Source organism: Rhizobium pisi, assembly GCF_003938655.1.
Lineage (GTDB): Bacteria > Pseudomonadota > Alphaproteobacteria > Rhizobiales > Rhizobiaceae > Rhizobium > Rhizobium pisi.
On record NZ_RJJT01000002.1, the window covers coordinates 70,214 to 95,650 of the forward strand.

Consider the following 25,437-nt stretch of genomic DNA (forward strand, 5'->3'; position numbering starts at 1 on the left):
CGGAATGAGCAATTCCAGAATTACAGGCGTTTTCAGCGCATCGGCAACGCCCCTGAAGGCAGACAACACACCGGACCTCGCACTTTTCACCGATCATTGCAGGCAGCTGCTGGCCGAGGGGTGCCATGGCGTGGCACTGCTCGGCACAACGGGCGAGGCCAATTCCTTCTCCGGAGCCGAACGCCGCGCCATTCTGGAAGCGGCACTGAAGGCCGGTATTCCTGCCGACAAGCTAATGCCTGGCACGGGCGTCGTCGCCATTCCAGAGACGGTGGAACTGACCCGGCACGCCCTGTCACTCGGCGTGACCAAGGTCGTCATGCTGCCGCCCTTCTACTACAAGGGCGTCTCGGACGACGGACTTTTCGCCGCCTATTCGCAAGTGTTGGAAAAGGTCGCGGACACCCGCCTGCAGGTCATCCTCTATCACATCCCGCAGGTTTCCGGCGTGCCACTGTCCATTCCGCTGATCGGGCGGCTGATTGCGGCCTTCCCTGAAACAGTTGTCGGCATCAAGGAATCTGCCGGCGATTTCAATAACATGCAGGCGATCATCGCCGCCTACCCCAACTTCGCTGTGCTGGCGGGCGCCGATCCGCTGCTGCTGCCGCTGTTGAAGGCGGGCGGTGCCGGCTGCATCACCGCAACCTCCAATCTCGTGGCGAATTCACTGCGCACCGTCTACGACCATGTCCATAACGAGGCGCGAATTGCCGACGTCGAGGCTGCGCAGGCGCGCATCAACGCCTATCGCACTCTGTCCAATTCCTACGTCCAGATCCCGACCATCAAGGCGATGGTAGGGCTGAAGACCGGCAATCCCGCCTGGAAGCGCACACGCGCACCGCTGATGCCGCTGAGCGATGCTGACTATGCCGCACTCGCCGAAAGCTACGCCAAGCTGCATTGAGGAGATCCGTCGTGACCTTTACCGGCCTGCCTCCAGAAGCCGTTCCGGCCCTGATGACCGGAGCCATCACCCCTCACTCCACTGTCGAGGGCCGCGCCGAGGCCTACCTACCCTCCCCCTGCATCCAGAACCACGCGGCAAACCTCGCCTTTCTGCCGGATAGCACGCTGACCTGCGTGTGGTTCGGCGGCACGATGGAGGGCATGGGCGACATTTCGATTTACATGTCGCGGCTGGCGCCGGGCTCGCAGCGCTGGTCGGAGCCGGAGAAGATGAGCGACGATCCGGAGAAATCCGAGCAGAACCCGTTGATTTTCAAGGCTCCTGACGGAAAGATATGGCTGCTCTATACCTCGCAGACCTCGGGCAATCAGGACGGTTCCGTTGTCAAATGCCGGATATCCGATGATGGCGGAGAGACCTTCGGCCCGGTCCGAATCCTCTGCGACAGACCCGGCACCTTCGTTCGCCAACAGATCGTCGTGAATGGTAAAGGAGATTGGCTGCTTCCGGTCTTCCGCTGCGTCGGCCTGAACGGCCAGCGCTGGAGCGGCGATGCCGATACATCGGCGGTGCTGATCTCACGTGACGGCGGCGCGAGCTGGCAGATGCGTGATATTCCGGATAGTCTCGGCGCGGTACACATGAACATCCTGCCGCTCGGCGGCGATGACATGATCGCCTTCTATCGTAACCGTTTCGCCGAAAATATCCTGTCCAGCCGATCGTCCGACGGCGGCGAGACCTGGAGCGCGCCCGCGCCCACTGACCTCCCGAACAACAACTCCTCGATCCAGGCCACCATCCTGAATGATGGCGGTATTGCAATGGTTTACAACCATTCCAATGCCGACATGTCGGATGCGCGGCGCCAATCGCTCTATGACGAAATCGAGGGCATCGAGGCCGGCGAGACGGCCATTGTCGCCGACAACAGCCGCAAGGCCGTCTGGGGTGTTCCGCGTGCGCCCCTGAGCCTTGCGATATCAAGGGATGGCGGCAGGAGCTTTCCGCATCGCGTCGACCTCGATACCGGCGACGGCTTCTGCCTCAGCAACAATTCCAAGGATTCGCTGAACCGCGAATTCTCCTATCCGTCGATCGTAGGCAGCGACGGCACGCTCCATATCGCCTACACCTACTACCGGCGTGCCATCAAATATATCAGCCTCGCCCCGCAATCCCTGCCGTGAGGGAGCGGCAGCGAGCAATTGTAAAACCTGGGTCCGTTCGAGAGCAGAAGGACCCAGGATACGCCGATATTGATCGATCAGATGGTCGGAATTGATAACAGGTCGGGATCGGTCGCCAGCGGTGAAATGGCGGGCAATCCCTTACGCATGAAATCTTCTCCCCATCAAAACCATCAAGGCAACATGCTGATATATCTATATATATTTTATCGGCAGTATCGGCCTGAGACATAACTGGCCGCATGCTCGGCGACAAAAATCCCCACACATCGGAATGCCGGCTTGACATTGACATTACAACTTTACATTAAAGAGAGCAGCACTATTGCCGCAGATCCGCAGGGAGGACTGGTTCATGGCCAGCTTGGGTTCGCCAATCACGATCGTTCGGCCGCATCAGATCGAATTCGGCGTCGGAACAGCGGGAAAGCTCGGCAAATGGGCGGCCGAACAAGGCCATCGGCGCACGCTTGTCATCTCCGATGCCTTCAACGCCTCACGCATCCACATGCTGGAGTTGAAGGGCGAGGTTACCGTCTTCTCCGAAGTGACGCCTGAACCGGATACGGCCAACCTTGAAAAAGTCCTGGCGGCGGCCAACACCGCCAATGCCGAACTGGTCGTCGGCTTTGGCGGCGGCAGCGCCATGGATCTGGCAAAACTTGCCGCCGTGCTTGCCGGTTCCGAGCAGACCCTGCACGAGGTCGTCGGCCCGAACAAGGTGAAAGGGCCGCGCAAGGTGGCGCTCGCCCAGGTGCCGACGACATCCGGCACCGGCAGCGAGGCCGGCATTCGCGCGCTCGTCACCGATCCCACGACGATGGCAAAACTTGCCGTGGAAAGCCTGCACATGCTGGCCGACATCGCCGTCATCGATCCGGCCTTGACCTTCAGCGTGCCAGCCCGCACGACGGCCGCGACCGGCGTCGACGCGATGGCCCATTGTGTCGAGGCCTATACCAACCGCAAGGCCCATCCGATGGTCGACATCTATGCGATCGAAGGAGCGCGGCTCGTCGGCAAATATCTCGCCCGCGCCGTCAAGGACGGCAACGACGCCGAGGCGCGCGCCGGCCTGTCGCTCGCCTCGCTTTACGGCGGTTTCTGCTTGGGCCCCGTCAATACTGCCGGCGGCCATGCGCTCGCCTATCCCCTCGGCACACGCTGGCATGTGGCGCATGGTGCCGCCAATGCGCTGATCTTCCCGCATGTTCTTGCCTTCAACACGCCGGCCGCCCCGGAAAAGACGAAAGCGGTGATGGAAGCACTCGGCTATCAAGCTTCGGAAAACACAGCATCCGTCTTCGATGCGGCTTATGCTTTCTGCGCCGACCTTGGGATCGAGATGAAGCTTTCCGGCCTCGGCGTGCCGGAAAGCGATCTCGACGCCATGGCGGACGACGCCTTTGCCATTCGCCGGCTGCTCGATAACAATCCGCGCGACCTCTCGCGCGCCGACATTCGCACGATTTACGAAGCCGCCTTCTAGGCGACTATTTTTCGGAAGGAACCGACTGATGGACAGGAATGCGAAAGTCGCGGTGACGCTCGGCGATCCGGCCGGCGTCGGCCCCGAGGTGATCGTCAAGGCCTTGGCCACCCTTCCCAGGGAAGAGCGCCGCGATTTCATCATCGTCGGCAATGTGGAGGCCCTGGAACGCGCCGATCGCGTCAGCGGCACGGGTTTGAAATTCGGGTCTCCCGATGCCGATGACGACAGGATCGCCGTCGACGAAGTGGCGCTCGGCGCGCCCCTGCCCGAGATCGGCAAGGTGAGCCCGGTCGCTGGCGATGCTTCGGTGCGCTATATCACCCGCGCCGTCGATCTTGCCATGTCTGGTGAAGCCGATGTCATCGTCACCGCGCCGATCAACAAGGAGGCGATGAACCTTGCCGGCCATCACCATGACGGCCACACCGGGCTACTCGCGCATCTCACCGGCTCGAAGAGTTCCTTCATGCTGCTCGCCTCCGAGCGGCTGAACACCATTCACGTCTCGACCCATATCTCGCTGAAGGGCGCGATCGAACGCGCCAAGACCGAGCGGGTGCTCGCCACGATCGAAGCCGGCCACAGGCATTTCCTGCGGCTGGGCCGCAACCCACGTATCGCTGTCGCCGGCCTCAACCCGCATTGCGGCGAAAACGGCCTATTCGGCACCGAGGACATGGAATTCCTGGCGCCCGCCGTCGAGCAGGCGCAGGCAAAGGGCATCGACGTGGTCGGCCCGATCTCGGCCGATACCGTCTTCGCCCGCGCCTATAACGGCGCCTTCGATCTCGTCATCGCCCAGTATCACGATCAGGGCCATATCCCGATCAAGCTCGTCGCCTTCGAGACCGCGGTCAACGTCTCGCTCGGCCTGCCGATCGACCGCGTATCGGTCGATCACGGCACCGCTTTCGACATCGCCGGCACCGGCAAAGCCAACCACGTCAACATGCTCTCCGCCATCGCCTACGCCAGGCTGATGGCCCGCTCGCCGCGCCAAAAGGCGTGAGGTTGCAACTTGGCGCCGTTCCTCTCTGAAACCGCCATGTGATCGATGGAAATTCCGGGCGACACCTCCATAGAGCCGGACAGCCAGTGTTCTGGGTCTTGGCAAGGTCAGGAACCGTCTGGCCCGGCTTTTAATAGAGGCCGGCGCCTAATGAAAAGCCTCCTCGAATTGTGCGCAAATTATGGATAATGTCAGCCAGTCACTGACTCCTGCAGTGACTTTTTGTCCATTCGCTGTTTTTTTATTATCAGAGTCAGCATTGCTTACACTTGGGTTTTAAATGTCGATATCTTTACGTCCAGCCGCATTTCAGAATAGATGCCGCAGCTATAGTGTCGAAGATCTCATGGCTGACGCCTCCTTTGCCGCAGCTCTTCGCGAATCCGCATCCGAATTACTGGCAATCCATCGCAGAGCGCCCAGAGTAGTGCGTTATGTTGCTGATCTGCAGAAGTGGCTGCTCAGCCAAGCGGCCTTGGCATTGCATTTTGAGCGGAAACTTAACCCGTCCTGCCTCCCGTTAACCGCTTCCAACCTTGCAAAGTTTTTGGTTGAGAACCGCATCGCCAGCCACAACACTGCAGTCTCGCATCTGAAGGAGATGGCGTACTACAAATTATTCGAGCCAGCGGAAACCACAGATCGGCGCGCCAACCCGCTACAAGCAACCGCCTATGCTGAAACCCTCATTCGGCAATGGTTCGCAGGGCACCTTCGTTCCTTGGATCGCATCGACGCGGGAGATCGGTATCGGCGGTCGGAGGTTGACGAGACAATTCTATATCGCGCTCAGCCGCGTATAGCACGTCGGCTGTTTAACCATCCTGATTGGTATAATCCGCCCGAAAGCATTGCGCTGTTCGTGAGGACCGAATCCGGAAGCAATATTGCATGACCTTATGTCGCGTGTGCCGCTGGCACCGGTCTCAGGTGAGCGCTCCTGGGTGGGCGATGTCTCTGCACGACTTACCGCTATCGAATATGTAATTTCCCGCAGCCATGCCGGCAGATTGCTTGCCACCGCGCAAAATCGAGGCTTACTAGGATGGCAGGCTACCCAGATGAGCGGGGATTGTTGGATTTCCGCGCAATTCGTCTTCGACTACAGACGGTGGCAGGCCACGAAATTCTCCGTTATCTCTGAGGTTTTGGCGAGCATCCTGTAGACCCATCTGATCGCGCTGACAAAGTGCTAAAACATCCGAAATCATTCCCGGTCATGGGGAAACCGCGGCCACGGATCAACTTTCGCTCCCTCCACTCTTTTCCCTGTAGATCGTTCTTTTGGAAATTCGTTCCTCCTCATCCGTATTAATACATTTAATCTATAGACATAATTAATTGGAGAGAGTGGCAATGAGCATCGAAAAGTCCGACAACGGTCTCGGAAGACGAGACCTGCTGAAATTGTCTGCCGCCGCCGGGGTCGCCGTCGCAGGCGCATCGCTGATCGGGCAGAAGCCGGTTTTCGCAACCGAAGAGCTGTCATTGAAGGGCAAGCGCATCGCCATCAGCGCGACCGGCACCGATCATTTCTTCGACCTGCAGGCCTATAATGCCCAGATCGAAGAGGTAAAGCGCCTCGGTGGCGAGCCGATCGCTGTCGATGCGGGACGCAATGACGGCAAGCTGGTCTCGCAATTGCAGACGCTGATCGCCCAGAAGCCGGATGCGATCGTTCAGATCCTCGGGACGCTCAGCGTCATCGACCCCTGGCTGAAAAAGGCGCGCGACGCCGGCATCCCGGTCCTGACCGTCGATGTCGGTTCGACCAACTCGATCAACAACACCACCTCAGACAATTGGGGGATCGGCAAGGACCTGGCCTTGCAGCTCGTTTCCGATATCGGCGGTGAAGGCAATATCGTCGTCTTCAACGGCTTTTACGGCGTGACCCCATGCGCGATCCGCTACGATCAGCTGGTCAACGTCGTCAAATATTTCCCGAAGGTGAAAATCCTCCAGCCGGAACTGCGCGACGTCATCCCCAACACCGTGCAGGACGCCTTCACGCAGATCACGGCAATCCTCAACAAATATCCGGAAAAGGGTTCGATCAAGGCGATCTGGTCGGCCTGGGACATTCCGCAGCTTGGGGCTACCCAGGCCTTAGCGGCTGCCGGACGAACCGAGATCCGCACCTACGGCGTCGACGGCAGCCCTGAGGTGCTTCAGCTCATCGCCGATCCGAATTCGCCGGCCGGGGCCGATGTCGCCCAGCAGCCGGCGGAAATCGGCCGCACCGCCATCCGCAACGTCGCCAAGCTGCTCGCCGGCCAGACGCTGCCGCGCGAAACCTATGTTCCGGCGCTGCTCGCCAACAAGGCCAATGTCGGCGAAGTCACCAAGAAGCTGGGCATCGGCTAACAAGATTGACGAGCGATCCGCGCCATGCCGGATCGCTCGGAATTTGCAAGCCCGGAGAGATCGACATGACGGCCATTGCGTTGAAGCAGCCGGTGACGGCAGGCAACGACATCATCCGCTTCGAAGGCATCGTCAAGCACTTCGGCGGCGCGCAGGCGCTTGCCGGCGCGTCGCTGATCGTCCAGCGCGGAACCATCCACGGTCTCGTCGGCCAGAACGGCGCCGGCAAGTCGACGCTGATCAAGCTGCTTGCCGGCCTTCACCAGCCGGATGGCGGCCGGATCGAGATCGAAGGGCAAACATTCGATCGGCTGACACCGCATCTTGCCGAAGAGCTCGGCATCCACTTCATCCACCAGGATCGGCTGCTTGTGCCGACGTTCACCGTCGGCGAAGCCCTGTTTCTCGGCCGCGAGCCGCGCATATCAGGCACGCCCTTCCTCGACCGTCGGCTAATGCAGCGTCGCGCATCCGAGATTCTCAACGACTATTTCGGCGTCCGGCTGCCGAACGGCGCCCTGATCGGCGAATTGTCGACCGCGGAAAAGCAGATCGTGCAGATCACCCGCGCGCTCCTCAATCAGCCGAAGGTGCTGGTCTTCGACGAGCCGACCGCCGCTTTGGTCGCCCGCGAGGCGGATATCCTCTTCCGACTGATCCGCCGCCTGCGCGACGAGGGCGTCACCATCATCTATATCTCGCATTATCTGAACGAGATCGAGAAGCTCTGCGACCACGTCACCGTGCTGCGCAACGGGCTTGACGTGGCTTCCCCGCCAATCGGAGAGACTTCGGCCGCAGCGATTGCAACGCTCATGGTCGAGCGTGACATCAAGGAGATGTTTCCGAAGCCTGAGGTAACGCCCGGCGAGGAAATCCTCAAGGTCGAGGGGCTGTCGGCGCCGGGGAAATACAGCGATATCAGCTTCACGCTTCGCCGCGGCGAGGTGCTCGGCCTCACCGGCCTCCTCGGCTCCGGCGCAAAGGAGTTGGTCCGCACCCTCTTCGGCCTGGAGACTGCTGCGTCCGGCCGCATCGAAGTTGGCGGCAAGGCTGCTCGTTTCACCAATCCGACGCAGGCGGCCGGCCGCGAGATCGCGTTGGTGCCGGAAGACCGGCGCCGCCATGGCGTCGCGCTCGACCTCAGCGTCGCCGAAAATATCAGCCTTTCGAGCTTGGGCCGTTTCACGCGTTTCGGCTTTCTCGACCGCAAGCGCGAACGGAGCGAAGTCGATGCTCTGATCACGCGACTGCAGGTGAAAACCAACGGGCGGGATGCCTTGCTGCGCACGCTTTCAGGCGGCAATCAGCAGAAGGTGGCGATCGCCAAATGGCTGAGCCGCCATTCGGAGATCTATCTTCTCGACGAACCGACCGTCGGGGTCGATATCGGCTCCAAGGTCGAGATCTATACGCTGATCGGCGAACTGGCGGAACGCGGCGCCGGCGTCATCGTGCTGTCTTCGGATCTGCCCGAACTCATCGGCATCACCGATCGCATCCTTGTGCTCTTCCGCGGCCGCGTGGTGAGGGAATTCATATCGTCGGAGACCACGGCGGATGCCGTGCTGGCTCAATCGACTGGATCATCCGAGGGACAGCGCCATGTCCGCTGACGTAGAATTTTCGCCTTCCGGTTTTTCCGCCACGGAACCGCCTCCCCGGCTGACATTCAATATTGCCGCCGCAGCACTACGCTTCGGATCGCTGATCGCTTTCGCGGCCATCCTGATCATCTTCTCGCTGACCGCACCCTATTTCCTCAGCATCGGCAATATCGGCAATGTGCTCGGCCAATCGGCCATCTCGGGCGTGCTTGCCATCGGGCTGACGATCGTGCTGATCGCCGGCGGCTCCAATGTCGTCACCGGCGGCATCGACCTGTCGCTGGCGGCCAATATGGGCCTCAGCGCCGCCGTCTATGCGAGCCTGACGCAGCTCGGCTACGGCGATGCGACGGCGATTACGGCAGCACTCCTGACCGGCGCCCTGATCGGCACGGTCAATGCCGTCGCCGTGGTCTATGCCGGCATCGTGCCGCTGCTCGCCACCCTTGCCGTGATGAACGTCGTCGCCGGCCTGGAACTGGTGCTGACCGGGAATACCGTGCTGCCGGCTTCGACACCTTTCCTCTCCGCGCTTTCGGCCTCGGATCCTTTCGGCATACCGGTTCTCGCCTATGTGCTCCTCGGCTTTACGGCCATCGCAACGGCGATCGTGCAATATACTCCCCTCGGCTTGCGGCTATACGCCGTCGGCGAGTTTCCGGATGCGGCGCGCGCCGCCGGTTTGCCGCTCCGCCGCCTGCTCGCCGGCGCCTTCGTCGCCAGCGGCCTTGCCGGCGGCATTGCCGGCATCCTGTCCGTTTCCTATCTGAGCGGCAGCACGACCGGCTCGGGCGAGATGCTGCTGCCTGTCGTGGTGACCGCCCTGCTCGGCGCGGTCTTTTCGCGGCGGCTCGTTCCGACCGTGACCGGGACGCTGCTTTCAGCTCTGCTGGTCGGCTTCCTCACCAACGGCTTCCAGCTGCTGAACATTTCGAGCACGCTGGTCAGCGGCGTCCAGGGCCTGCTCATTCTCATCGTGGTCTCCGCGACCACGCTACTGCGCCGGCAGGAGGGCTGACCATGTCGCTCGAGACCCACTCCCCTGCCACCCCCGGCTTGCCGCGTCTGATCGCCGAAGGCCTGGTGCGCTATAGCCTCGTCCTCGCCCTGGTCGTGGTGTTTGCTGTCTTCTCCGTGGCAACACCGACATTCCTGACGCTTGCGAACCTGCAGAGCATTCTGGTCAACAATTTCACGCTGCTTGCCATCGTGTCCATCGCCATGACCTTCGCCGTCGCCTCGGGCGGCATCGACCTTTCTGTCGGAACGGCGGTTGATTTTGCCAGCTTCGCCTTTGTTTCGCTCGTCCTCGCCGGGCAGCCGGTAGCCATCGCCGCACTTGCGGGACTGGCCGCCGGGGCGCTGGTTGGTGCCTTCAACGCGCTGCTGATTTCAGGGATCGGCGTGTCGCCGTTTCTTGCCACGCTCGGCACGCTGTTCATCGGCCGCAGCGTCCAGCAGCTGCTGACCAATGGCGGCAATCCGATCTATCTGCCGCCGAACGGCGTGCCGGAAGCCTTCCGTTTCCTCGGCCACGGCGCGATCGCCGGCTTTCCGGTGCCGCTTGCCGCCGCCATCGTCGTCATTGCCGCCGCTGCGGTGGTTTTTGCCCGCACGCGGTTCGGCCGCATTATCATGTCGATCGGCATTCAGCCGGGCGTCGTGCGCTATTCCGGTATCGCCGCGCCAGCCCATATCGCCGTAACCTTTATCCTCATCGGATTGATCGCGTCAATCGCCGGCCTGATCCTGACCGCAACCGTCACCACTTACATCCCCTCCTCGGGCAATGCCTTCCTGCTCAACGCCATCGGGGCAACCTTCATCGGCACGACGCTCAACCCGCTCGGACGGCCGAATGTCGGCGGGACCGTTCTCGGCGCGCTGCTACTCAGCATGGTCGCCAACGGGCTGCTGTTGACCGATCTGAACTTCTATTGGCAGCAGGTCGGCACGGGAACACTGATCTTTGCGGTGCTCGCCCTGAGCTTCATCAACAGAAAGGCCACCGTCGGCGTGTGAGAAAAGCCGCTATTGCGGCGGCATGCCGAAACGTTCTAACCCGCCGTGGCGTCCGAGATCATGCGCGATACGGCATTCTTCCAGCCGATGATCTTGCCCTGCCGCTCGGTCTCCTCCATCGAAGGGCTGAAGCGGCGGTCGCAGGCCCAGGCCTTGGCAAAATCCCGCTTGCCGGGCCAGATGCCGGCCTTTGAGCCGGCGAGCCAGGCAGCTCCGAGCGCCGTCGTCTCACGGATAGCCGAGCGGTCGACGGGATTTCCCGTGATGTCGGCCAGGCACTGCATCGTCCAGTCCGACGCCGCCATGCCGCCATCGACGCGCAGCACCGTTTCCAGCTGGTTGGCGCCCCAGTCCTTCTTCATCGCCACCAGCAGATCGAGCGTCTGGTAGGCGACGGATTCGAGCACGGCGCGAGCAAATTCCGCCGGGCCGCTGTTGCGCGTCAGGCCGAAGATCGCGCCGCGGGCGGCCGGATCCCAATAGGGTGCGCCGAGACCGGTGAAAGCAGGAACAATATAAACCTGCTGTCCGGGATCGGCCTTGGTTGCCAGAATCCCCGCCTCCGAAGCCTGGCTGATAATGCCGAGGCCGTCGCGCAGCCATTGCACGGCTGCACCGGCAATGAAGATCGAGCCTTCGAGCGCATAGGTCGTCTCGCCGTCGAGCCGGCAGGCGATCGTCGTCAGCATGCGGTTCGAGGAGGAAACACGATCCCTGCCGGTGTTGAGCAGCGCGAAGCAACCAGTGCCATAAGTGGATTTCATCATGCCGGGCTCGAAGCATGCATTGCCCACGGCCGCCGCCTGCTGATCGCCGGCGACACCGAGGATCGGAAGTGCGGCTCCGAACAGCGCCTCGTCGACGCGGCCGAAATCATCGGCACATTCCCTCACCTGGGGGAGCATGGCTGAGGGAATACCGAGAATACCGAGAAGCTCCTCGTCCCATGCGCCGTCATCGATATTGTAGAGCAGCGTCCTCGAGGCATTGGTCGCATCAGTGGCGTGTATGCGACCATCAGTCAGCTTGTAAATCAGCCAGCTGTCGATTGTGCCGAAGCAAACCTCGCCCGCCTCCGCCTTCCCACGCAGCCCATCGATATTGTCGAGCAGCCATCGCAGCTTGGTTCCGGAGAAATACGGGTCGAGCAGCAGGCCGGTCTTGGCGCTGAACAGCTTCTCATATCCGTCGGCCTTCAGGCTCTCGCACATTTCGGCCGTGCGCCTGTCCTGCCAGACGATCGCGCGGTGAAGCGGTGTGCCGGACTTGCGATCCCAGACGACCGCAGTCTCGCGCTGATTGGTGATGCCGATTGCAGCGATATCGGTGGCGTCAAGACCAGCATCGGCAATCGCCTTGCGCACCGTGTCAACGACGGACTGCCAGATTTCGGCGGCGTCATGCTCCACCCATCCGGGCTGCGGATAATATTGGGTGATCTCCGCCTGGGCCGAGCCGGCCATCTTCATGTCGCCATCGAAAATGATGGCGCGCGACGATGTCGTGCCTTGGTCGATTGAAAGAATATAGCCGCTCATATCCGTCTCCGGCTCGCACGAAACCGCCCCGCCCGGCGAAGAGGGCGGATGCGAAGATTTCATGAGAGAAAGATTGTGGGTGCCACCGGCTTGCCGCCGGTGGCAGAAGTGATGGCCGGAAGCCTCGTCGCCTCCGGCCAGGTTCGCCTTACTTCGACTGCCAGCTCTTGACAAGTTCGTCGTAGTTGACCGTGACCGGCTTTTCCTTCTCGTTCTTGATCATCAGCTGCGGCGCAAGGTTGCCCTTCTTCACCGCATCCGCGTTCCAGTAAGCGAGATCATGCTCTTCGGCCAGTTTCGGGCCGATATCGCCCTGGACGCCCGATTTCTCGATACGGCCCATGACCTTTTCCTGCTCGCCGCAAAGAGAATCCATGGCTTCCTGCGGAGTCTTGGCGCCGGCAGCGGCGTCACCGATAGCCTGCCACCAAAGCTGAGCCAGCTTCGGATAGTCGGGAACGTTGGTGCCGGTTGGCGACCACTGAACGCGGGCCGGCGAACGATAGAACTCGATCAGACCGCCGAGCTTCGGAGCACGCTCCGTAAAGCTCTTGTCGCGAATGGTGGATTCGCGGATGAAGGTGAGACCGAGCTGGCTCTTCTTCACGTCAACCGTCTTGGAGGTCACGAACTGTGCGTAGAGCCAGGCAGCTTTCGCACGGTCCGTCGGGGTCGATTTCATCAGAGTCCAGGAACCGACGTCCTGATAACCGAGCTTCATGCCGTCTTTCCAGTAAACGCCATGCGGGCTCGGTGCCATGCGCCACTTCGGCGTACCGTCCTCATTCATAACAGGCAGGCCAGGCTTGACCATGTCTGCGGTAAACGCCGTGTACCAGAAGATCTGCTGCGCGACGTTACCCTGTGCCGGCACCGGACCGGATTCCGAGAAGGTCATGCCCTGAGCTTCCGGCGGTGCGTACGCCTTCAACCAATCGAGATACTTCTGGATCGAATAGACCGATGCCGGTCCGTTGGTATCGCCGCCGCGTGCGACGCACGAACCGACAGGACGCGACTTCTCGTCGACCTTGATGCCCCATTCGTCGACCGGAAGGCCGTTCGGCAGGCCCTTGTCGCCGTTGCCGGCCATCGACAGCCAGGCGTCGGTGAAGCGCCAGCCGAGCGACGGGTCCTTCTTGCCGTAGTCCATGTGGCCGAAGACCTTCTTGCCGTTCACGTCACGGCCGGTAAAGAATTCGGCAATGTCCTCATAAGCCGACCAGTTGACCGGAACGCCGAGATCGTAACCGTATTTCGCCTTGAAATCGGCCTTGTTCTTCTCGTCGTTGAACCAGTCGTAGCGGAACCAGTAGAGGTTGGCGAACTGCTGGTCGGGAAGCTGGTAGAGCTTCTTATCAGGCGCGGTCGTGAACTTGGTGCCGATGAAGTCGTTGATATCGAGCCCGGGGTTGGTAACGTCCTTGCCTTCGCCGGCCATCCAGTCGGTCAGGTTGCGCACCTGCTGATAGCGCCAGTGGGTACCGATCAAGTCGGAGTCGTTGACCCAGCCGTCATAAAGGTTCTGCCCGGTCTGCATCTGTGTCTGAATCTTTTCGACAACGTCACCCTCTTGAATGACGTCGTGCGTTACCTTGATGCCGGTAATCGCAGTAAAGGCAGGAGCCAGAACCTCGGACTCATACTTGTGGGTGGTCAAGGTTTCCGAAACAACCTTGATGTCCATACCCTGGAAGGGCTTCGCCGCATCGACGAACCATTGCATTTCCTTTTCCTGGTCTGCGCGAGAGAGCGTCGACACGTCGCCGATCTCTTTGTCCAGGAAAGTTTTTGCCTCGTCCATGCCGGCATAGGCCGACCCGGTCATGGCCAGCAGTACCGCTGCTGTCGTCGTCAATAAATGCCTTCGCATGATATCCTCCCAGGGTTTTGCGATTGCAGTCTTCACGTCTCAGGCGGCCAGAAATACCCCCGGCCATCTGCATCAGTTTGCCTCACACGTAACGGAATACGCCGACGGCGTAGACAACGGAGAGAGCGAGAGCCCACCAGAGGCTTGATCCCGCGAGACCAAGCCAGGCAAGATGGATAAAGGCGCTGCCGAGCAGCGAAAGGAAAAGCCGGTCACCGCGCGTCGTCTCGAAGCGCAGGATTCCGATCCGCGGGTTGCCGCCCGGCACGGCATACTCCCAGACCCCCATGCCGATCAGCAGCAATACGATAACGATGAAGAACGCGGCCGTCGGCCAGGTCCATGCCATCCATGAAAAATCGGGAAGCGAAAAGCTCATCAAACCCTCCCCAGGGCGAAGCCCTTGGCGATGTAATTGCGCACAAACCAGATCACCAGCGCCCCTGGGATTAAGGTCAGAACACCCGCGGCGGCGAGCAAGCCCCAATCCATGCCGGATGCAGAGACGGTACGGGTCATGGTGGCAGCGATCGGCTTCGCGTCGGTCGTCGTCAGCGTTCGTGCGATCAGCAACTCGACCCAGGAGAACATGAAGCAGAAGAAGCAGGCGACACCTATGCCGCTCGCAATCAGCGGCGTGAAGATCTTCAGGAAAAACCGCGGGAACGAATAGCCATCGATATAGGCCGTTTCGTCGATTTCCTTCGGCACGCCGGACATGAAGCCTTCAAGGATCCAGACCGCAAGCGGCACATTGAAGAGGCAATGCGCCAATGCCACGGCGATGTGCGTATCGATCAGTCCAAAGGCTGAGTAGAGCTGGAAGAACGGCAGGGCAAAGACCGCCGGCGGCGCCATCCGGTTCGTCAGCAACCAGAAGAAAAGATGCTTGTCACCAAGGAACCGATAACGGGAGAAGGCATAGGCCGCCGGCAGCGCGGCTGCGACCGAGATCACCATGTTGATCACGACATAGGTGATTGAATTGATGTAGCCGGAATACCAGGCCTTCTCCGTGAAGATCGTCACGTAATTGGCGATCGTCGGGTTATGAGGATAAAGCGTCAGAGAATTGACGATTTCCGCATTGGTCTTGAAGCTCATGTTGACGAGCCAATAGATCGGCAGCAGGAGCACGATGATATAGATCGTCGGAACCAGCCACCACCAGCGCGATTCCTCGCCGCGCCGGCGCATCAGACGGCTGACTTCATCGGAGGAGAGACCGCTTGCGACACTGGCAACGCTTGAGATTTTTCGGCTCGCTGTCGTTTCGTTGGAGGCGCTCATTTCAATTCTCCGCGTCGTGGCTTGTCATGACGGTGTAGAACACCCACGAAAGCAGCAGGATGATCAGGAAATAGATCAGCGACATGGCAGCGGCCGGACCGAGGTCAAACTGTCCGAGGGCGGTCTTGACCAGATCGATCGACAGGAACGTGGTCGCGTTGCCGGGACCGCCACCCGTGACGACAAAAGGCTCGGTGTAGATCATGAAACTATCCATGAAACGCAGCAGCACGGCGATCAGAAGAACGCGCTTCATCTTTGGCAGCTGGATATAGCGGAACACGGCCCAACGAGACGCACCGTCGATCTTGGCTGCCTGATAGAAAGCATCCGGAATGGAAACGAGGCCTGCATAGCAGAGCAAGACGACCAAGCTCGTCCAGTGCCAGACGTCCATGATGATGATCGTCACCCAGGCGTCGAGCGGATCCTGCACATAGTTGTAATCGATGCCAATGGCATTGAGGGAATAGCCGAACAAACCAATGTCGTTGCGGCCGAACACCTGCCAGATCGTGCCGACAACGTTCCACGGGATCAGCAGTGGCAGCGCCATCAGAACCAGGCACACCGGCACGCCGATGCCCGATTTCGGCATGTTCAGCGCAATGAAGATACCGAGCGGGATCTCAAGAGCGAGAATGATCAACGAAAAAATTAGATTTCGCTGCAGGGCGGCCCAGAAACGGTCGGAGTGCAGGATTTGGGTAAACCAGTCCGTTCCGTTCCAGAAGAACTGGTTGTTTCCGAAAGTGTCCTGAACGGAATAGTTCACAACAGTCATCAAGGGAATGACGGCCGAGAATGCCACGAGCACGAGGACCGGCAGGACCAGAAACCACGCTTTGTTGTTCCAGGTTTTTTCCATGATCAAGCCTCCGGTCCGGCGCGCCAAGAGTCGGCATAGACACTGATACCCGATGGCTCGAAGGTCACCCGGGGATCAGCAGGAATTTCCTGGTCTTCAGGGACGACGATCGCGATAGGCTGGCCGGCAAGCTGCGCGCGGACGATCTTCTGCCGACCGATATCTTCCACCTTGCTGACGGTCACAGGCATGCCCTCGCGGCCGACCCGAACAAACTCGGGCCGAATCCCAAGCTCAACCTTGGCCGCTGCCGAAGTCTTTGGCGCATAGTCGAGCGTCAGAGCATGCTCGCCCACCCGAATCGTGCGGCCTTCCACCTTGGCTGGCATGAAGTTCATGCCCGGAGAACCGATGAAGTAGCCGACGAAGGTATGGCTCGGACGCTCGAAGAGCTCGGCCGGCGTGCCGATCTGCACAATCTCGCCATCGTACATCACCACGACTTTGTCGGCGAAGGTCAACGCTTCCGTCTGGTCATGCGTGACATAGACCATGGTAAAACCGAACTGCTTATGCAGCCGCTTCAGCTGCGATCGCAGCACCCATTTCATATGCGGGTCGATAACAGTGAGCGGCTCGTCGAAGAGAATCGCATTTACATCCGAGCGCACGAGGCCGCGACCGAGCGAAATCTTCTGCTTTTGGTCCGCCGTCAAACCGCGGGCACGTCGCTTGGCCCAGTCTCCAAGATCGATCATCTCCAATATTTCACGGACACGACGATCAACGTCGGGCTCTGCCACGCCGCGGTTGCGCAAGGGGAAAGCAAGATTGTCATAGACGGTCATCGTGTCGTAGATCACCGGAAACTGGAATACCTGCGCAATATTTCGCTGCTGCGTCGGCAGGTTCGTAACATCCTGTCCGTCGAAAAGAATTCGCCCTTCGGACGGCTGAATAAGGCCGGAAATGATATTGAGCAGCGAGGTCTTTCCGCAGCCTGAAGGTCCGAGCAGCGCATAGGCGCCGCCATCGTTCCACTCGTGGTGCACTTCCTTGAGAGCGTAGTCCTTCTCGCTCTTCGGGTTCGGCCCATAGGCATGTCTGATATGATCGAGGGTGATACGTGCCATGATCTTCTCCTAGCCCCTCTGCCCGGCGGTGGTGATCGCCCGGCCGTCCGCGCCGAACGCCATCAGGTGGCGCGTATCGATGAAAACGGAGAGGTCCGTGTCCGGGTCGATATTGTGGATGCCGTGCGCAAGCATCACCCAGCGGGTGTCGGCAAATTGCAGATGCACGAAACTTTCCGACCCCGTGATCTCCGAAATCTGTGTCCGTGCTGTCAGCCGCGCCGAATCAGCCGTCTGGGCGGTTGGTGCAAGATGATGCGGGTGAAACGCTATCGTTGCCGGCCCGTCCGGCACGTTCTGAAGGTGCGGCGGCACGGCAAAAATCACAGCGCCATCGCGCAGGAAATTGCCTGCCGATTTGACCAGATCAATAAAATTCAGCGGCGGATCGGCAAAGGTTTTCGCCGTCGTCAGATCGAGCGGTTTGCGATAGACCTCGATCGTCGGGCCGAACTGCGTGATCCGGCCTTCGTTGAGCGTCGCCGTATTGCCACCAAGCAACAAGGCTTCGGAGGGTTCCGTCGTGGCATAGACGAAGATCGCGCCGGACTGGGCGAAGATGCGCGGCAATTCCTGCCGCAGTTCCTCGCGCAGCTTGTAGTCGAGATTGGCGAGCGGCTCGTCCATCAAAACGAGGCTGGCATTCTTGACCAGCGCGCGCGCAAGCGCGGTGCGCTGCTGCTGGCCGCCGGACAGGTTGAGCGGCGTGCGGTCGAGATAGGGCGTGAGCTTCAGAAGCTCGGCCGCCTTGCGCACCTCGCGGTCGATCGTGGCGGCATCCTTGCCGGATATGCGCATCGGCGAGGCGATGTTCTCATAGACGGTCAGCGCCGGATAGTTGATGAACTGCTGGTAGACCATGGCGACATTGCGTTTCTGCACCGGCATGCCGGTGACATCGGCGCCGTCGAAATGGACGGAGCCGGCGGTCGGACGATCGAGCCCGGCCATCAGCCGCATCAGCGACGTCTTGCCCGACAGCGTCGGCCCGAGCAGGACGTTCAGCGTTCCCCGCTCGAGGACCAGATCGGTCGGATAGATGTGATAATCCGCCCCCACCATCTTGGCGGCGTTTCGCAGTTCCAGCATTCCTGTTCCCGTGCCTCCACGCAGCGGGGACCACATAGCGCCTATCCGGCCATCGCCGGTCTGGCAGCCATGTACTCCTCCAATGACTGAGCCTGCTCCTTCGAAAGGCGCAGACCATCCTTTGTTCTCCTCCACAGCACGTCATCGGCGTGCCGGGCCCATTCATGTTCGACGAGGTATGTGACCTCAGCCTCGTAAAGATCGCCGCCGAACAGCCGTCCGAGATCCTCGGGGCCGCGGGCATCGCCGAGCAGTACCTCGGCCCTGGTGCCGTAGCGGCGCACCAGACGGCGCGCATGCGTATCGGCGAGGAACGGATAACGCCGTTTCAGTTTGGCGACCTCGGCCTCATAACCCCTGACCGGAAAATCGCCGCCCGGCAGATTGCTCTTGGCCGTCCAGGGCGCGCCCTTGACGCCGATCGCAGCGCCGATTTTCTCCAGCGCATGTTCGGAAAGCCGGCGATAGGTGGTGAGCTTGCCGCCGAAGACGTTCAACAACGGCGCCGCGCCGCCTTCGCCCTCGATCTTCAGCACGTAGTCGCGCGTGGCCTCCTGGGCCTTCGAGGCGCCGTCATCATAAAGCGGCCTGACCGCCGAATAGGTCCAGACGATATCCTCGGGCCTGACCGGCTCCTTGAAATATTCCGATGCCGCATTGCAGAGATAGACGGTCTCTTCCTCGGAAATCCGGACGTCCCGGGGATCAGCGGTGTAATCGCGGTCGGTGGTGCCGATCAGAGTAAAATCGCCCTCATAGGGGATGGCGAAGATGATGCGGTTGTCAGGGTTCTGGAAGAAATAGGCCCTGGGATCATCGAACTTCTTCTTCACGATGATATGGCTGCCCTGGACGAGGCGGACATGGTGAGCCTCGTTCTGACCGAAGGCCGAACGGATGACATGATCGACCCAGGGGCCGGCAGCGTTGACCAGCATGCGGGCCTGATGGCTGCCATTGCGGCCGGTGACCGTATCGATGGTGTCGATGTGCCAGAGGCCATTTTCGCGCCTGGCCGACACCACCTTGGTGCGCGGCAGGATGGTCGCCCCCTTGTCGGCGGCGTCGCGGGCGTTCAGTACCACCATGCGCGCGTCGTCGACCCAGCCGTCAGAATATTCGAAAGCCCTCGTAAACAAAGCCTTCAGCGGCTTGCCGGCCGCGTCTTTGCGCATGTCCAGCACGGATGTCGCCGGCAGCAACTTGCGGCCGCCGAGATGGTCGTAGAGGAAGAGGCCGAGCCGGATCAGCCAGGCCGGGCGGATGCCGCCCTTGTGATAGGGCAGCACGAAGCGCAGCGGCCAGATGATGTGCGGCGCCATCGCCCAGAGGATCTCGCGTTCCATCAAGGATTCGCGCACCAGGCGGAATTCGTAGTGCTCTAGATAACGCAGGCCGCCATGGATGAGCTTGGTGGCGCCCGAGGAAGTACCAGACGCAAAATCGTTCATCTCCGCCAGCGCCACCGAATAGCCGCGCCCAACGGCATCGCGCGCAATCCCGCAGCCGTTGATGCCGCCGCCGATGACGAATATGTCGTGAATTTCCGGGCCCAACTTCCCCTCCGAGCCTGCTGCGGATTTCGCATTGCACAAAACCTGCGCAATTGCGAAAGCAACATCAGTTAAAACGAAAGAGATACGAATGTCAAACGAATGTTTTCGCAGATCGATACCGGAAGAGATTCCAGAAAGAATGCTCAACGGCTTTCATGGGAATGCCCTGAAACAAAGCGCTGAAGCGCCGCGTGTCTATCGCGATCTGCCGTTGGTTTCGATTAGTTTCACATTGTTTTCGAGGCAGAGATTGCGGATCGAGGGCAGCGGACAGTGGTCGGTGATGAAGGTATGAACCTGTGAAAGCTGGCCGATCCTGACCGGTGCAGTGCGTTCGAACTTGGTCGAATCGGCAACGAGGATGACATGCCGGGCATTGGCGATGATCGCCTGGGCGACTTTCACCTCGCGAAAATCGTAGTCGAGGAGGGCGCCGTCGATGTCGATCGCAGACGCGCCGATCACGGCGTAATCGACTTTGAACTGCCGGATGAAATCGACGGCCGCTTCGCCGACGATCCCGCCGTCCGAACCGCGCACGACCCCGCCGGCGATCACCACTTCGATCGCTGGGAACAGGCGCAATCTATTGGCAACATTGATGTTATTGGTGATCACCATCAACTCGTGATGATTGGCAAGCGCCTCTCCCACCGCCTCGGTCGTCGTGCCGATATTGATGAAGAGCGAGGCTCCGCTCGGGATCAGCTCGACGGCCGCCAGGCCGATCGCCTGTTTTTCGGAAGCGGCGATCTGCCGCCGCGCCTCGTATTTGACGTTCTCCGTTCCGCTCGGGAAGGTCGCGCCGCCATGGATGCGCGTCAGGACCTGCGCATCGCAGAGATCATTCAGATCCTTGCGGATCGTCTGGGGCGTCACCGAAAAACGGGCGGCGAGTTCCTCGACCAGGACCCTGCCGCTCGATTTCGCAATCGCCACGATTTCAGTTTGCCGGTCGCTCAAAAACATAGGCGCCCCTTTCGATCTACTTTCGTTTTAAAGAAAGCGAAGAGCGGCGCAATGCCTATTTGTCAGTCACCGGCTTCCATATTCCGAATGTGTTGCGCCGTGCCAGGCGCGACTATCGCTTCCGCATCACGTTGACCACGACCACGCCGAGGATTGCCATGATCCCACCGGCAGTGCCCAGCACCGTCGGCACCTCGCCGAGCCAGACGAACCCGATCAGCGTTGCGACCGGCGGGACGCCGTAAAGGAAATTCGAAGCGCGCCCAGCCGTCAGCCGCTTCAATGCGATGGCCCAGGTCAGATAGCCGATCGCTGTGGGGAAGATGACGAGGTAGGCGACGCCCCAGTTCACGTCCGCCGGCGCCGCCGCCAGAGCGCGCACCGTCGCCGGAACGGCCGGAAAGAGCGGCACGGAGCCGATCAGCAGGATCCAAGCGGTGACGGCAAGCGCCGGCATCCGGCCAAGCAGCGGCTTCTGCAGCACGCTGGCAATCGCCGAGCAGAGTGCGGCGCCGAGAATCAGCACGGCGTTCGGATCGAGCTTGAAGCCGCTGTCGGAAGCAACAGCAATCAGCGCCACGCCGCCGAAGGAAACCGCAGTGCCCGCCCATCCCCAGCGGCCGAAGCGCTCGCCGAGTGCGAATGTTGCGATGAGCGCGGTGAAGACCGGCATGGTGTTGATGATGAAGCTCGCCGGCCCCGCCGCAACGGTCTGCTCGCCGGTGTTCAAGAGCACCGCATAGGCGGCGATGAAGAGCACGGCGGCGATAGAGAGGCGGAGGAAATCACGTTTTTCCGGCATCGGTCGGTAGATGGCCAGATAAACAAGAGCGAGGACGCCAGCCGCCACATAGCGGGCTGTCGCCAGCTCGATCGGCGTCAGAGGCCCGAGGCAGATGCGGATCACCACGAAGGAAGAAGCCCAGAAGAGGATGGTGACGACAATCGCCGCAAAGGCCACAAAATCGAAGGTGCCTTGTTGTTTCGCCGAAACCGGTGTGCTTGCCGCCATGCTCATTTTCACCTCCACTATTCGTTGCGACCATGAATTAAGCCTTTGACGCGTGCTTGAAAAGCATCGCAATCGATGATCAAATGTGCGTATGGTTCACAGCTCGCCCGTGCTTCCGCCGCTCGACACGCTCGAGACCTTTGCCCGCGCCGCCCGGCTCGGATCGTTTTCCGCCGCGGCCGAGGAAAGCGGCATCACCCATGGCGCCGTCTCGCGACAGGTCTCGCGGCTCGAGCGCTGGATGGGCGTGCGCCTGTTTGCGCGTGAAGCCCGCGGCGTACGGCTGACGCCGGAGGGCATGCGGTTTTTCGCGCGTGCCGAGGAAGCGCTTTCCCTGCTCGGCAACACCGGCGAGCGCTGGCTGCCCCGGCCCAACAAGGCGGTGGTGCGCCTTTCCGTAACGCCGTCAGTCGCTTCGTTATGGCTGTTCCAGCGCCTGCCGAAGCTCGAAGGAAACGAGCTGCATGTCGAACTGACGCTCGAACACCGGCTGGCGGATTTCGGCGAAGGCACGGATCTCGCCATTCGCTGCGGCAAGGGACCATGGGCCGGCGTGCGCGCTTTACCGCTCTGGCAGGAGAAATCCTTTCCGATCGCCGCTCCTATCCTGGCGGAGCGCCTCGGGCGGCGCTCGGATGCCATTTCGCTGCTCGATCTGCCGATCCTTCACGATTCGAATATCGAAGGCTGGCGCCGCTGGCTCTCCCGCGAAGGTATCGACTATGTCCCGCGCGGCCAGGACCGGCGCTTTGAAGACTACAATCTGGTGATCGATGCCTGCGCGCAGGGACTCGGCATCGCGCTCGCCCGCCCACCGCTGTCGGATGCGGCGCTGGCCGCCGGGCGCATCGTCGCGGTGTCGGAGCGCGCGATCGACCACCACGTGGCCTTCCACCTGATCCGCCCGGACGATGCGCTTCGAAGCCCCGCCATCGAATTTGCCAGCCGCTTCCTGCGCGAGGCCGGCCATGACGAGGAGACGATCGCCGCATTCACAGCGCCCGGGCGGGCGAAAACCTAGGGGATCTGGGCGGATCGCGCTGGATTGAGCCAAGAATAGGAGGAGCATATCCATGGCTACAGTGATCCTGTTCCACTCTGTCCACGGATTGCGCTCCCTTGAACGGGATTCGGCGGAGCGCCTGCGGGCGGCTGGACATGATGTGTTCACCCCCGATCTTTATGAGGGCAAGGTCGCCCGATCGATCGACCAGGGCTTTGCGCTGAAGGAAGCGATCGGCTGGCCCACTCTTTGCGAACGGGCGGAAAAGGCGACTGCAGCGCTGCCTGCCTCGGCCGTGCTCGGCGGATTTTCGATGGGCGTCGGCATCACAGCCGATCTCTGGCCGATGCGGCCGCTGACGGCAGGCGTACTGCTGCTTCACAGCGTTGGTGGAATTCCGGATAATGTGCGCAGCGGCCTGCCCGTCCAGGTCCATCTTGCCGATCCGGATCGCTTCGGCCCCGCCGACGAGGTTGCTGCCTGGCAAGCGGCGGCGGCGCGCTTGGGCATATCAGCAGAGATATTCAAATATCCCGGCATCGGCCATCTCTACACCGATACGACTCTGCCCGATTATGATGCCGAGGCCGCTGAACGGACATGGAACCGCATCATCGACTTCCTCGGCGCGCTTTAGGGTTTTTTCCTAATCGGCCGCAAGCTTCAGGCGCATTTCCTTCGCCAGTTCAAAACCAGCGGCCTGATAGACGGGTTCGCCGGCATCCGAGGCGTGGATGACAGCCGTGGTGCAGCCGAGCGATTTCAGGTGGTCGACAGCCTTTTTGGTCAGCGCCAGCGCGATGCCGCGCCGGCGGAAGGCGTCCTCGACATAGACGGACCAGATATAACCGAGCAGCCGTTGCTCCGGCCGAATGATTTCGGGAAACGGCGACTGATGCAGCTGGCAGGATACGGAACCGGCGATTTCACCGTCGACAATGGCAAAAAACGAGGTGAGGCATCGCTCCTCGCGGCCGCTTCTGATGAAAGACAATATCCATCCCGCCGCATCCGGTCTGTAGTGTTCCGGCGGCGTCCCGTAGCTGTCCCAGATCTTCAGATAGTGTTCGACGAGAACCTCGTCCTCAGCGGACGTCGCCATTCGAATATCGATCATTTCACAATCCGCCTTGAGCATGCGGGGGATCTGGCGTCTGATGAGGTGACGCCCCCGCCGCGATCCGGCAGGGGCGCGTCAAAGGATCCGTCAGTTCGCCGGGGTCAGCGTCATCGAAGCGCTGCCGGCGGCAACGTTGAGGCCGAGCTGGCCGGTCAGGCTGACCGTCTGCAGATGGATCGAGCCGGAGGTGCCCCCGACCAGGAGATTGGCGCCGACGCCGGCGCCGAGTGTCGCTTCGGCGGTGGCGCCGACATAAAGGCCTGCAAGCGATCCGCGATGATAACCGGCCGTCGGCGCGAACACGGCCCAGATCAGGCGGCTGCGCGTGGTAAAGCCGAGGTCGATGCCAAGCTTTCTCACTTCACCGGTATAGCGGTCAAGAAGCTCGTTGCCGACGATGGACTGGAAGATGCAATCGGCTTCCTTGGATGAACCGAGCACATAACCCGTGCCGCCGCCGATATCGCAGGTGAGATAGCCGATTTTCACGCCGTTGCGCAGATCCGGCTCTTCATATGTCTTGGTGACGAGATCGGCGGCACTGACCGCCCCCACGCCGACAAAGGTCAACGATGCCGCGGCAAACGCCGTTGCAAGAGTTTTATTCATAAGTCTCTCCTTCTCAAATCGTGGCGGGAGCATATACGCGGCTGCCCGACACCAGATAACGGACGGAACCGCAAAACGATCCCAAACCGGCGCAATTTCCGCATCGCATATGAAAGCGCATGGGAAGAGCGCAAGCGACAACAGGCTCACGGTTCGGCCCCCTTTCGGACATTTCGAAGGCACCATGCCGCCTTCTGCGCCATTTCACGATCTTGTCCGGAATGGTTGCAAAAAAGGCACGATTTCGATCACCCGGCCCGCTGCTCCGGAGCCTTGCGCACGTCAGCACCATCGATCCGATGCCGCCGCCGATGATCGCGCAGGTTGCCACGCCGCATGTATAGCTGTAGTATTCGGAAGCTTTCTCCTTGCAGAACCGTAAGCAGGGAGAATCATATGGCATTTTCCGGCATTGCCGCAGAATTTCTGCATATTCTCAAGGCATTTCTGTTTTCACTTTGACAGAAATGCCGCCTGAAATTCGTGATCCATACCCAGAAGATTATTTTTGCCGGGCCGGACAACAGCACGCCCGCCGATCTCTATTTGAGATGGCGGCGTATCGTTCATTGGGAGGGAAAAATGCGCGTACGCACAACTATCATACTGGCGGGAAGCCTTGCCGTATCCGCCTGTCAGTCCGGGACGACGTCACAGGCCGTCTCGGACCGGAATTCCGAATTCGGCTGTATTGCCGGCACCGTCGGCGGCGCGATCGTCGGCGGCCTGATCGGCAGCACCATTGGCGCCGGCACCGGCCAGGTCCTCGCCGTCGGCGGTGGCATAGCCGGTGGCGGTTTCGTGGGCAATCGCCTGGCTTGCAAATAATTCAGGAGG

The 25,437-nt window shown here is 60.8% G+C and carries 24 protein-coding genes; 12 read left to right on the top strand and 12 right to left on the bottom strand.

Features of this window, described 5'->3' with window-relative positions; all coding sequences use genetic code 11:
- Positions 1 to 4 precede the first annotated feature (4 nt).
- The 9 genes from EFD55_RS02980 (at position 5) to EFD55_RS03020 (ending at position 10,600) form a co-directional block, all read left to right on the top strand.
- Positions 5 to 910, top strand: coding sequence for a dihydrodipicolinate synthase family protein (locus EFD55_RS02980; protein WP_125842843.1), 906 nt, complete (start codon positions 5 to 7; stop codon positions 908 to 910).
- Between the two features lie 11 nt (positions 911 to 921).
- Positions 922 to 2,103, top strand: coding sequence for a sialidase family protein (locus tag EFD55_RS02985; protein ID WP_125842845.1), 1,182 nt, complete (start codon positions 922 to 924; stop codon positions 2,101 to 2,103).
- Positions 2,104 to 2,458: 355 nt separating this feature from the next.
- Positions 2,459 to 3,592, top strand: coding sequence for an iron-containing alcohol dehydrogenase (locus EFD55_RS02990; RefSeq protein WP_125842847.1), 1,134 nt, complete (start codon positions 2,459 to 2,461; stop codon positions 3,590 to 3,592).
- Between the two features lie 28 nt (positions 3,593 to 3,620).
- Complete coding sequence (gene pdxA / locus EFD55_RS02995; RefSeq protein WP_125842849.1) at positions 3,621 to 4,604, top strand: 4-hydroxythreonine-4-phosphate dehydrogenase PdxA; 984 nt, start codon at positions 3,621 to 3,623, stop codon at positions 4,602 to 4,604.
- Positions 4,605 to 4,950: 346 nt separating this feature from the next.
- A complete protein-coding gene (locus EFD55_RS03000) occupies positions 4,951 to 5,499 on the top strand; it encodes a hypothetical protein (RefSeq protein ID WP_245438377.1) in 549 nt (182 codons plus the stop codon).
- Positions 5,500 to 5,960: 461 nt separating this feature from the next.
- Positions 5,961 to 6,971 (top strand): sugar ABC transporter substrate-binding protein, encoded by a 1,011-nt coding sequence (locus EFD55_RS03005; protein WP_125842851.1) that lies wholly within the window; start codon positions 5,961 to 5,963, stop codon positions 6,969 to 6,971.
- Positions 6,972 to 7,036: 65 nt separating this feature from the next.
- Entirely contained in the window at positions 7,037 to 8,587 is a 1,551-nt protein-coding gene (locus EFD55_RS03010) for a sugar ABC transporter ATP-binding protein (RefSeq protein ID WP_125842853.1), read from the top strand.
- Positions 8,577 to 9,596 carry an ABC transporter permease gene (locus tag EFD55_RS03015; protein WP_125842856.1) on the top strand — a complete coding sequence of 340 codons (1,020 nt, stop codon included), beginning with the start codon at positions 8,577 to 8,579 and terminating at the stop codon, positions 9,594 to 9,596. Before EFD55_RS03010 ends, EFD55_RS03015 begins: the two co-directional genes overlap by 11 nt.
- Before the next feature lie 2 nt (positions 9,597 to 9,598).
- Positions 9,599 to 10,600: an ABC transporter permease gene (locus EFD55_RS03020; protein WP_125842857.1), complete on the top strand. Its 1,002-nt coding sequence runs from the start codon at positions 9,599 to 9,601 to the stop codon at positions 10,598 to 10,600.
- Between the two features lie 35 nt (positions 10,601 to 10,635).
- Here the strand turns inward: EFD55_RS03020 and glpK are convergent, their stop codons facing one another.
- From glpK to EFD55_RS03070, 10 genes are all read right to left on the bottom strand, one after another.
- Entirely contained in the window at positions 10,636 to 12,138 is a 1,503-nt protein-coding gene (gene glpK / locus EFD55_RS03025; RefSeq protein ID WP_125842859.1) for a glycerol kinase GlpK, read from the bottom strand.
- A gap of 148 nt (positions 12,139 to 12,286) precedes the next feature.
- Positions 12,287 to 14,011 carry an ABC transporter substrate-binding protein gene (locus tag EFD55_RS03030; RefSeq protein ID WP_125842861.1) on the bottom strand — a complete coding sequence of 575 codons (1,725 nt, stop codon included), beginning with the start codon at positions 14,009 to 14,011 and terminating at the stop codon, positions 12,287 to 12,289.
- An 82-nt stretch (positions 14,012 to 14,093) separates the two neighbouring features.
- Positions 14,094 to 14,390, bottom strand: a complete 297-nt coding sequence (locus tag EFD55_RS03035) for a DUF2160 domain-containing protein (protein ID WP_003595821.1) — start codon at positions 14,388 to 14,390, stop codon at positions 14,094 to 14,096.
- Positions 14,390 to 15,301 carry a carbohydrate ABC transporter permease gene (locus tag EFD55_RS03040; RefSeq protein WP_125842863.1) on the bottom strand — a complete coding sequence of 304 codons (912 nt, stop codon included), beginning with the start codon at positions 15,299 to 15,301 and terminating at the stop codon, positions 14,390 to 14,392. Before EFD55_RS03040 ends, EFD55_RS03035 begins: the two co-directional genes overlap by 1 nt.
- Position 15,302: 1 nt before the next feature.
- Entirely contained in the window at positions 15,303 to 16,169 is an 867-nt protein-coding gene (locus tag EFD55_RS03045) for a carbohydrate ABC transporter permease (protein WP_125842865.1), read from the bottom strand.
- Positions 16,170 to 16,171: 2 nt separating this feature from the next.
- A complete protein-coding gene (locus EFD55_RS03050) occupies positions 16,172 to 17,242 on the bottom strand; it encodes an ABC transporter ATP-binding protein (RefSeq protein WP_125842867.1) in 1,071 nt (356 codons plus the stop codon).
- Between the two features lie 9 nt (positions 17,243 to 17,251).
- The gene (locus EFD55_RS03055; RefSeq protein ID WP_125842869.1) at positions 17,252 to 18,331 is read right to left on the bottom strand and encodes an ABC transporter ATP-binding protein; all 1,080 of its coding nucleotides are present in this window, start codon (positions 18,329 to 18,331) and stop codon (positions 17,252 to 17,254) included.
- A gap of 41 nt (positions 18,332 to 18,372) precedes the next feature.
- Positions 18,373 to 19,887 carry a glycerol-3-phosphate dehydrogenase gene (glpD, locus tag EFD55_RS03060; RefSeq protein WP_125842871.1) on the bottom strand — a complete coding sequence of 505 codons (1,515 nt, stop codon included), beginning with the start codon at positions 19,885 to 19,887 and terminating at the stop codon, positions 18,373 to 18,375.
- 195 nt (positions 19,888 to 20,082) lie between these two features.
- Positions 20,083 to 20,856, bottom strand: coding sequence for a DeoR/GlpR family DNA-binding transcription regulator (locus tag EFD55_RS03065; RefSeq protein WP_125842873.1), 774 nt, complete (start codon positions 20,854 to 20,856; stop codon positions 20,083 to 20,085).
- Between the two features lie 112 nt (positions 20,857 to 20,968).
- Positions 20,969 to 21,886 (bottom strand): DMT family transporter, encoded by a 918-nt coding sequence (locus tag EFD55_RS03070; protein WP_183736658.1) that lies wholly within the window; start codon positions 21,884 to 21,886, stop codon positions 20,969 to 20,971.
- Between the two features lie 73 nt (positions 21,887 to 21,959).
- Between EFD55_RS03070 and EFD55_RS03075 the strand changes: the two genes are divergently transcribed.
- On the top strand, positions 21,960 to 22,889 hold the full coding sequence (locus EFD55_RS03075) for a LysR family transcriptional regulator (protein ID WP_125842877.1): 930 nt from the start codon (positions 21,960 to 21,962) through the stop codon (positions 22,887 to 22,889).
- 52 nt (positions 22,890 to 22,941) lie between these two features.
- Positions 22,942 to 23,508: a dienelactone hydrolase family protein gene (locus EFD55_RS03080; protein ID WP_125842879.1), complete on the top strand. Its 567-nt coding sequence runs from the start codon at positions 22,942 to 22,944 to the stop codon at positions 23,506 to 23,508.
- Positions 23,509 to 23,517: 9 nt separating this feature from the next.
- Here EFD55_RS03080 and EFD55_RS03085 read toward each other — a convergent pair whose 3' ends face one another.
- Together EFD55_RS03085 and EFD55_RS03090 are read right to left on the bottom strand one after the other, a co-directional pair.
- A complete protein-coding gene (locus EFD55_RS03085) occupies positions 23,518 to 23,988 on the bottom strand; it encodes a GNAT family N-acetyltransferase (protein ID WP_245438227.1) in 471 nt (156 codons plus the stop codon).
- 90 nt (positions 23,989 to 24,078) lie between these two features.
- Positions 24,079 to 24,600 (bottom strand): DUF992 domain-containing protein, encoded by a 522-nt coding sequence (locus EFD55_RS03090; protein ID WP_125842883.1) that lies wholly within the window; start codon positions 24,598 to 24,600, stop codon positions 24,079 to 24,081.
- 582 nt (positions 24,601 to 25,182) lie between these two features.
- On the opposite strand from EFD55_RS03090, the gene EFD55_RS03095 reads away from it, so the two are divergent.
- A complete protein-coding gene (locus tag EFD55_RS03095; protein WP_125842885.1) occupies positions 25,183 to 25,428 on the top strand; it encodes a glycine zipper 2TM domain-containing protein in 246 nt (81 codons plus the stop codon).
- Positions 25,429 to 25,437: the final 9 nt, after the last annotated feature.

What these genes read in the sequence shown, in the direction of transcription:
- pdxA (WP_125842849.1), top strand. Translation starts at nt 3,621, where the DNA reads ATGGACAGGAATGCGAAAGTCGCGGTGACGCTCGGCGATCCGGCCGGC.
- EFD55_RS03095 (WP_125842885.1), top strand. Translation starts at nt 25,183, where the DNA reads ATGCGCGTACGCACAACTATCATACTGGCGGGAAGCCTTGCCGTATCC.
- EFD55_RS03040 (WP_125842863.1), bottom strand. Translation starts at nt 15,301, where the DNA reads ATGAGCGCCTCCAACGAAACGACAGCGAGCCGAAAAATCTCAAGCGTT.
- EFD55_RS03015 (WP_125842856.1), top strand. Translation starts at nt 8,577, where the DNA reads ATGTCCGCTGACGTAGAATTTTCGCCTTCCGGTTTTTCCGCCACGGAA.
- EFD55_RS03090 (WP_125842883.1), bottom strand. Translation starts at nt 24,600, where the DNA reads ATGAATAAAACTCTTGCAACGGCGTTTGCCGCGGCATCGTTGACCTTT.
- glpK (WP_125842859.1), bottom strand. Translation starts at nt 12,138, where the DNA reads ATGAGCGGCTATATTCTTTCAATCGACCAAGGCACGACATCGTCGCGC.
- EFD55_RS02980 (WP_125842843.1), top strand. Translation starts at nt 5, where the DNA reads ATGAGCAATTCCAGAATTACAGGCGTTTTCAGCGCATCGGCAACGCCC.
- EFD55_RS03085 (WP_245438227.1), bottom strand. Translation starts at nt 23,988, where the DNA reads ATGATCGATATTCGAATGGCGACGTCCGCTGAGGACGAGGTTCTCGTC.
- EFD55_RS03045 (WP_125842865.1), bottom strand. Translation starts at nt 16,169, where the DNA reads ATGGAAAAAACCTGGAACAACAAAGCGTGGTTTCTGGTCCTGCCGGTC.
- EFD55_RS03030 (WP_125842861.1), bottom strand. Translation starts at nt 14,011, where the DNA reads ATGCGAAGGCATTTATTGACGACGACAGCAGCGGTACTGCTGGCCATG.
- EFD55_RS03055 (WP_125842869.1), bottom strand. Translation starts at nt 18,331, where the DNA reads ATGCTGGAACTGCGAAACGCCGCCAAGATGGTGGGGGCGGATTATCAC.
- EFD55_RS03050 (WP_125842867.1), bottom strand. Translation starts at nt 17,242, where the DNA reads ATGGCACGTATCACCCTCGATCATATCAGACATGCCTATGGGCCGAAC.
- EFD55_RS02990 (WP_125842847.1), top strand. Translation starts at nt 2,459, where the DNA reads ATGGCCAGCTTGGGTTCGCCAATCACGATCGTTCGGCCGCATCAGATC.
- EFD55_RS03080 (WP_125842879.1), top strand. Translation starts at nt 22,942, where the DNA reads ATGGCTACAGTGATCCTGTTCCACTCTGTCCACGGATTGCGCTCCCTT.
- EFD55_RS03005 (WP_125842851.1), top strand. Translation starts at nt 5,961, where the DNA reads ATGAGCATCGAAAAGTCCGACAACGGTCTCGGAAGACGAGACCTGCTG.
- EFD55_RS03000 (WP_245438377.1), top strand. Translation starts at nt 4,951, where the DNA reads ATGGCTGACGCCTCCTTTGCCGCAGCTCTTCGCGAATCCGCATCCGAA.
- EFD55_RS03075 (WP_125842877.1), top strand. Translation starts at nt 21,960, where the DNA reads ATGGTTCACAGCTCGCCCGTGCTTCCGCCGCTCGACACGCTCGAGACC.
- EFD55_RS03065 (WP_125842873.1), bottom strand. Translation starts at nt 20,856, where the DNA reads ATGTTTTTGAGCGACCGGCAAACTGAAATCGTGGCGATTGCGAAATCG.
- EFD55_RS03020 (WP_125842857.1), top strand. Translation starts at nt 9,599, where the DNA reads ATGTCGCTCGAGACCCACTCCCCTGCCACCCCCGGCTTGCCGCGTCTG.
- EFD55_RS03035 (WP_003595821.1), bottom strand. Translation starts at nt 14,390, where the DNA reads ATGAGCTTTTCGCTTCCCGATTTTTCATGGATGGCATGGACCTGGCCG.
- EFD55_RS03010 (WP_125842853.1), top strand. Translation starts at nt 7,037, where the DNA reads ATGACGGCCATTGCGTTGAAGCAGCCGGTGACGGCAGGCAACGACATC.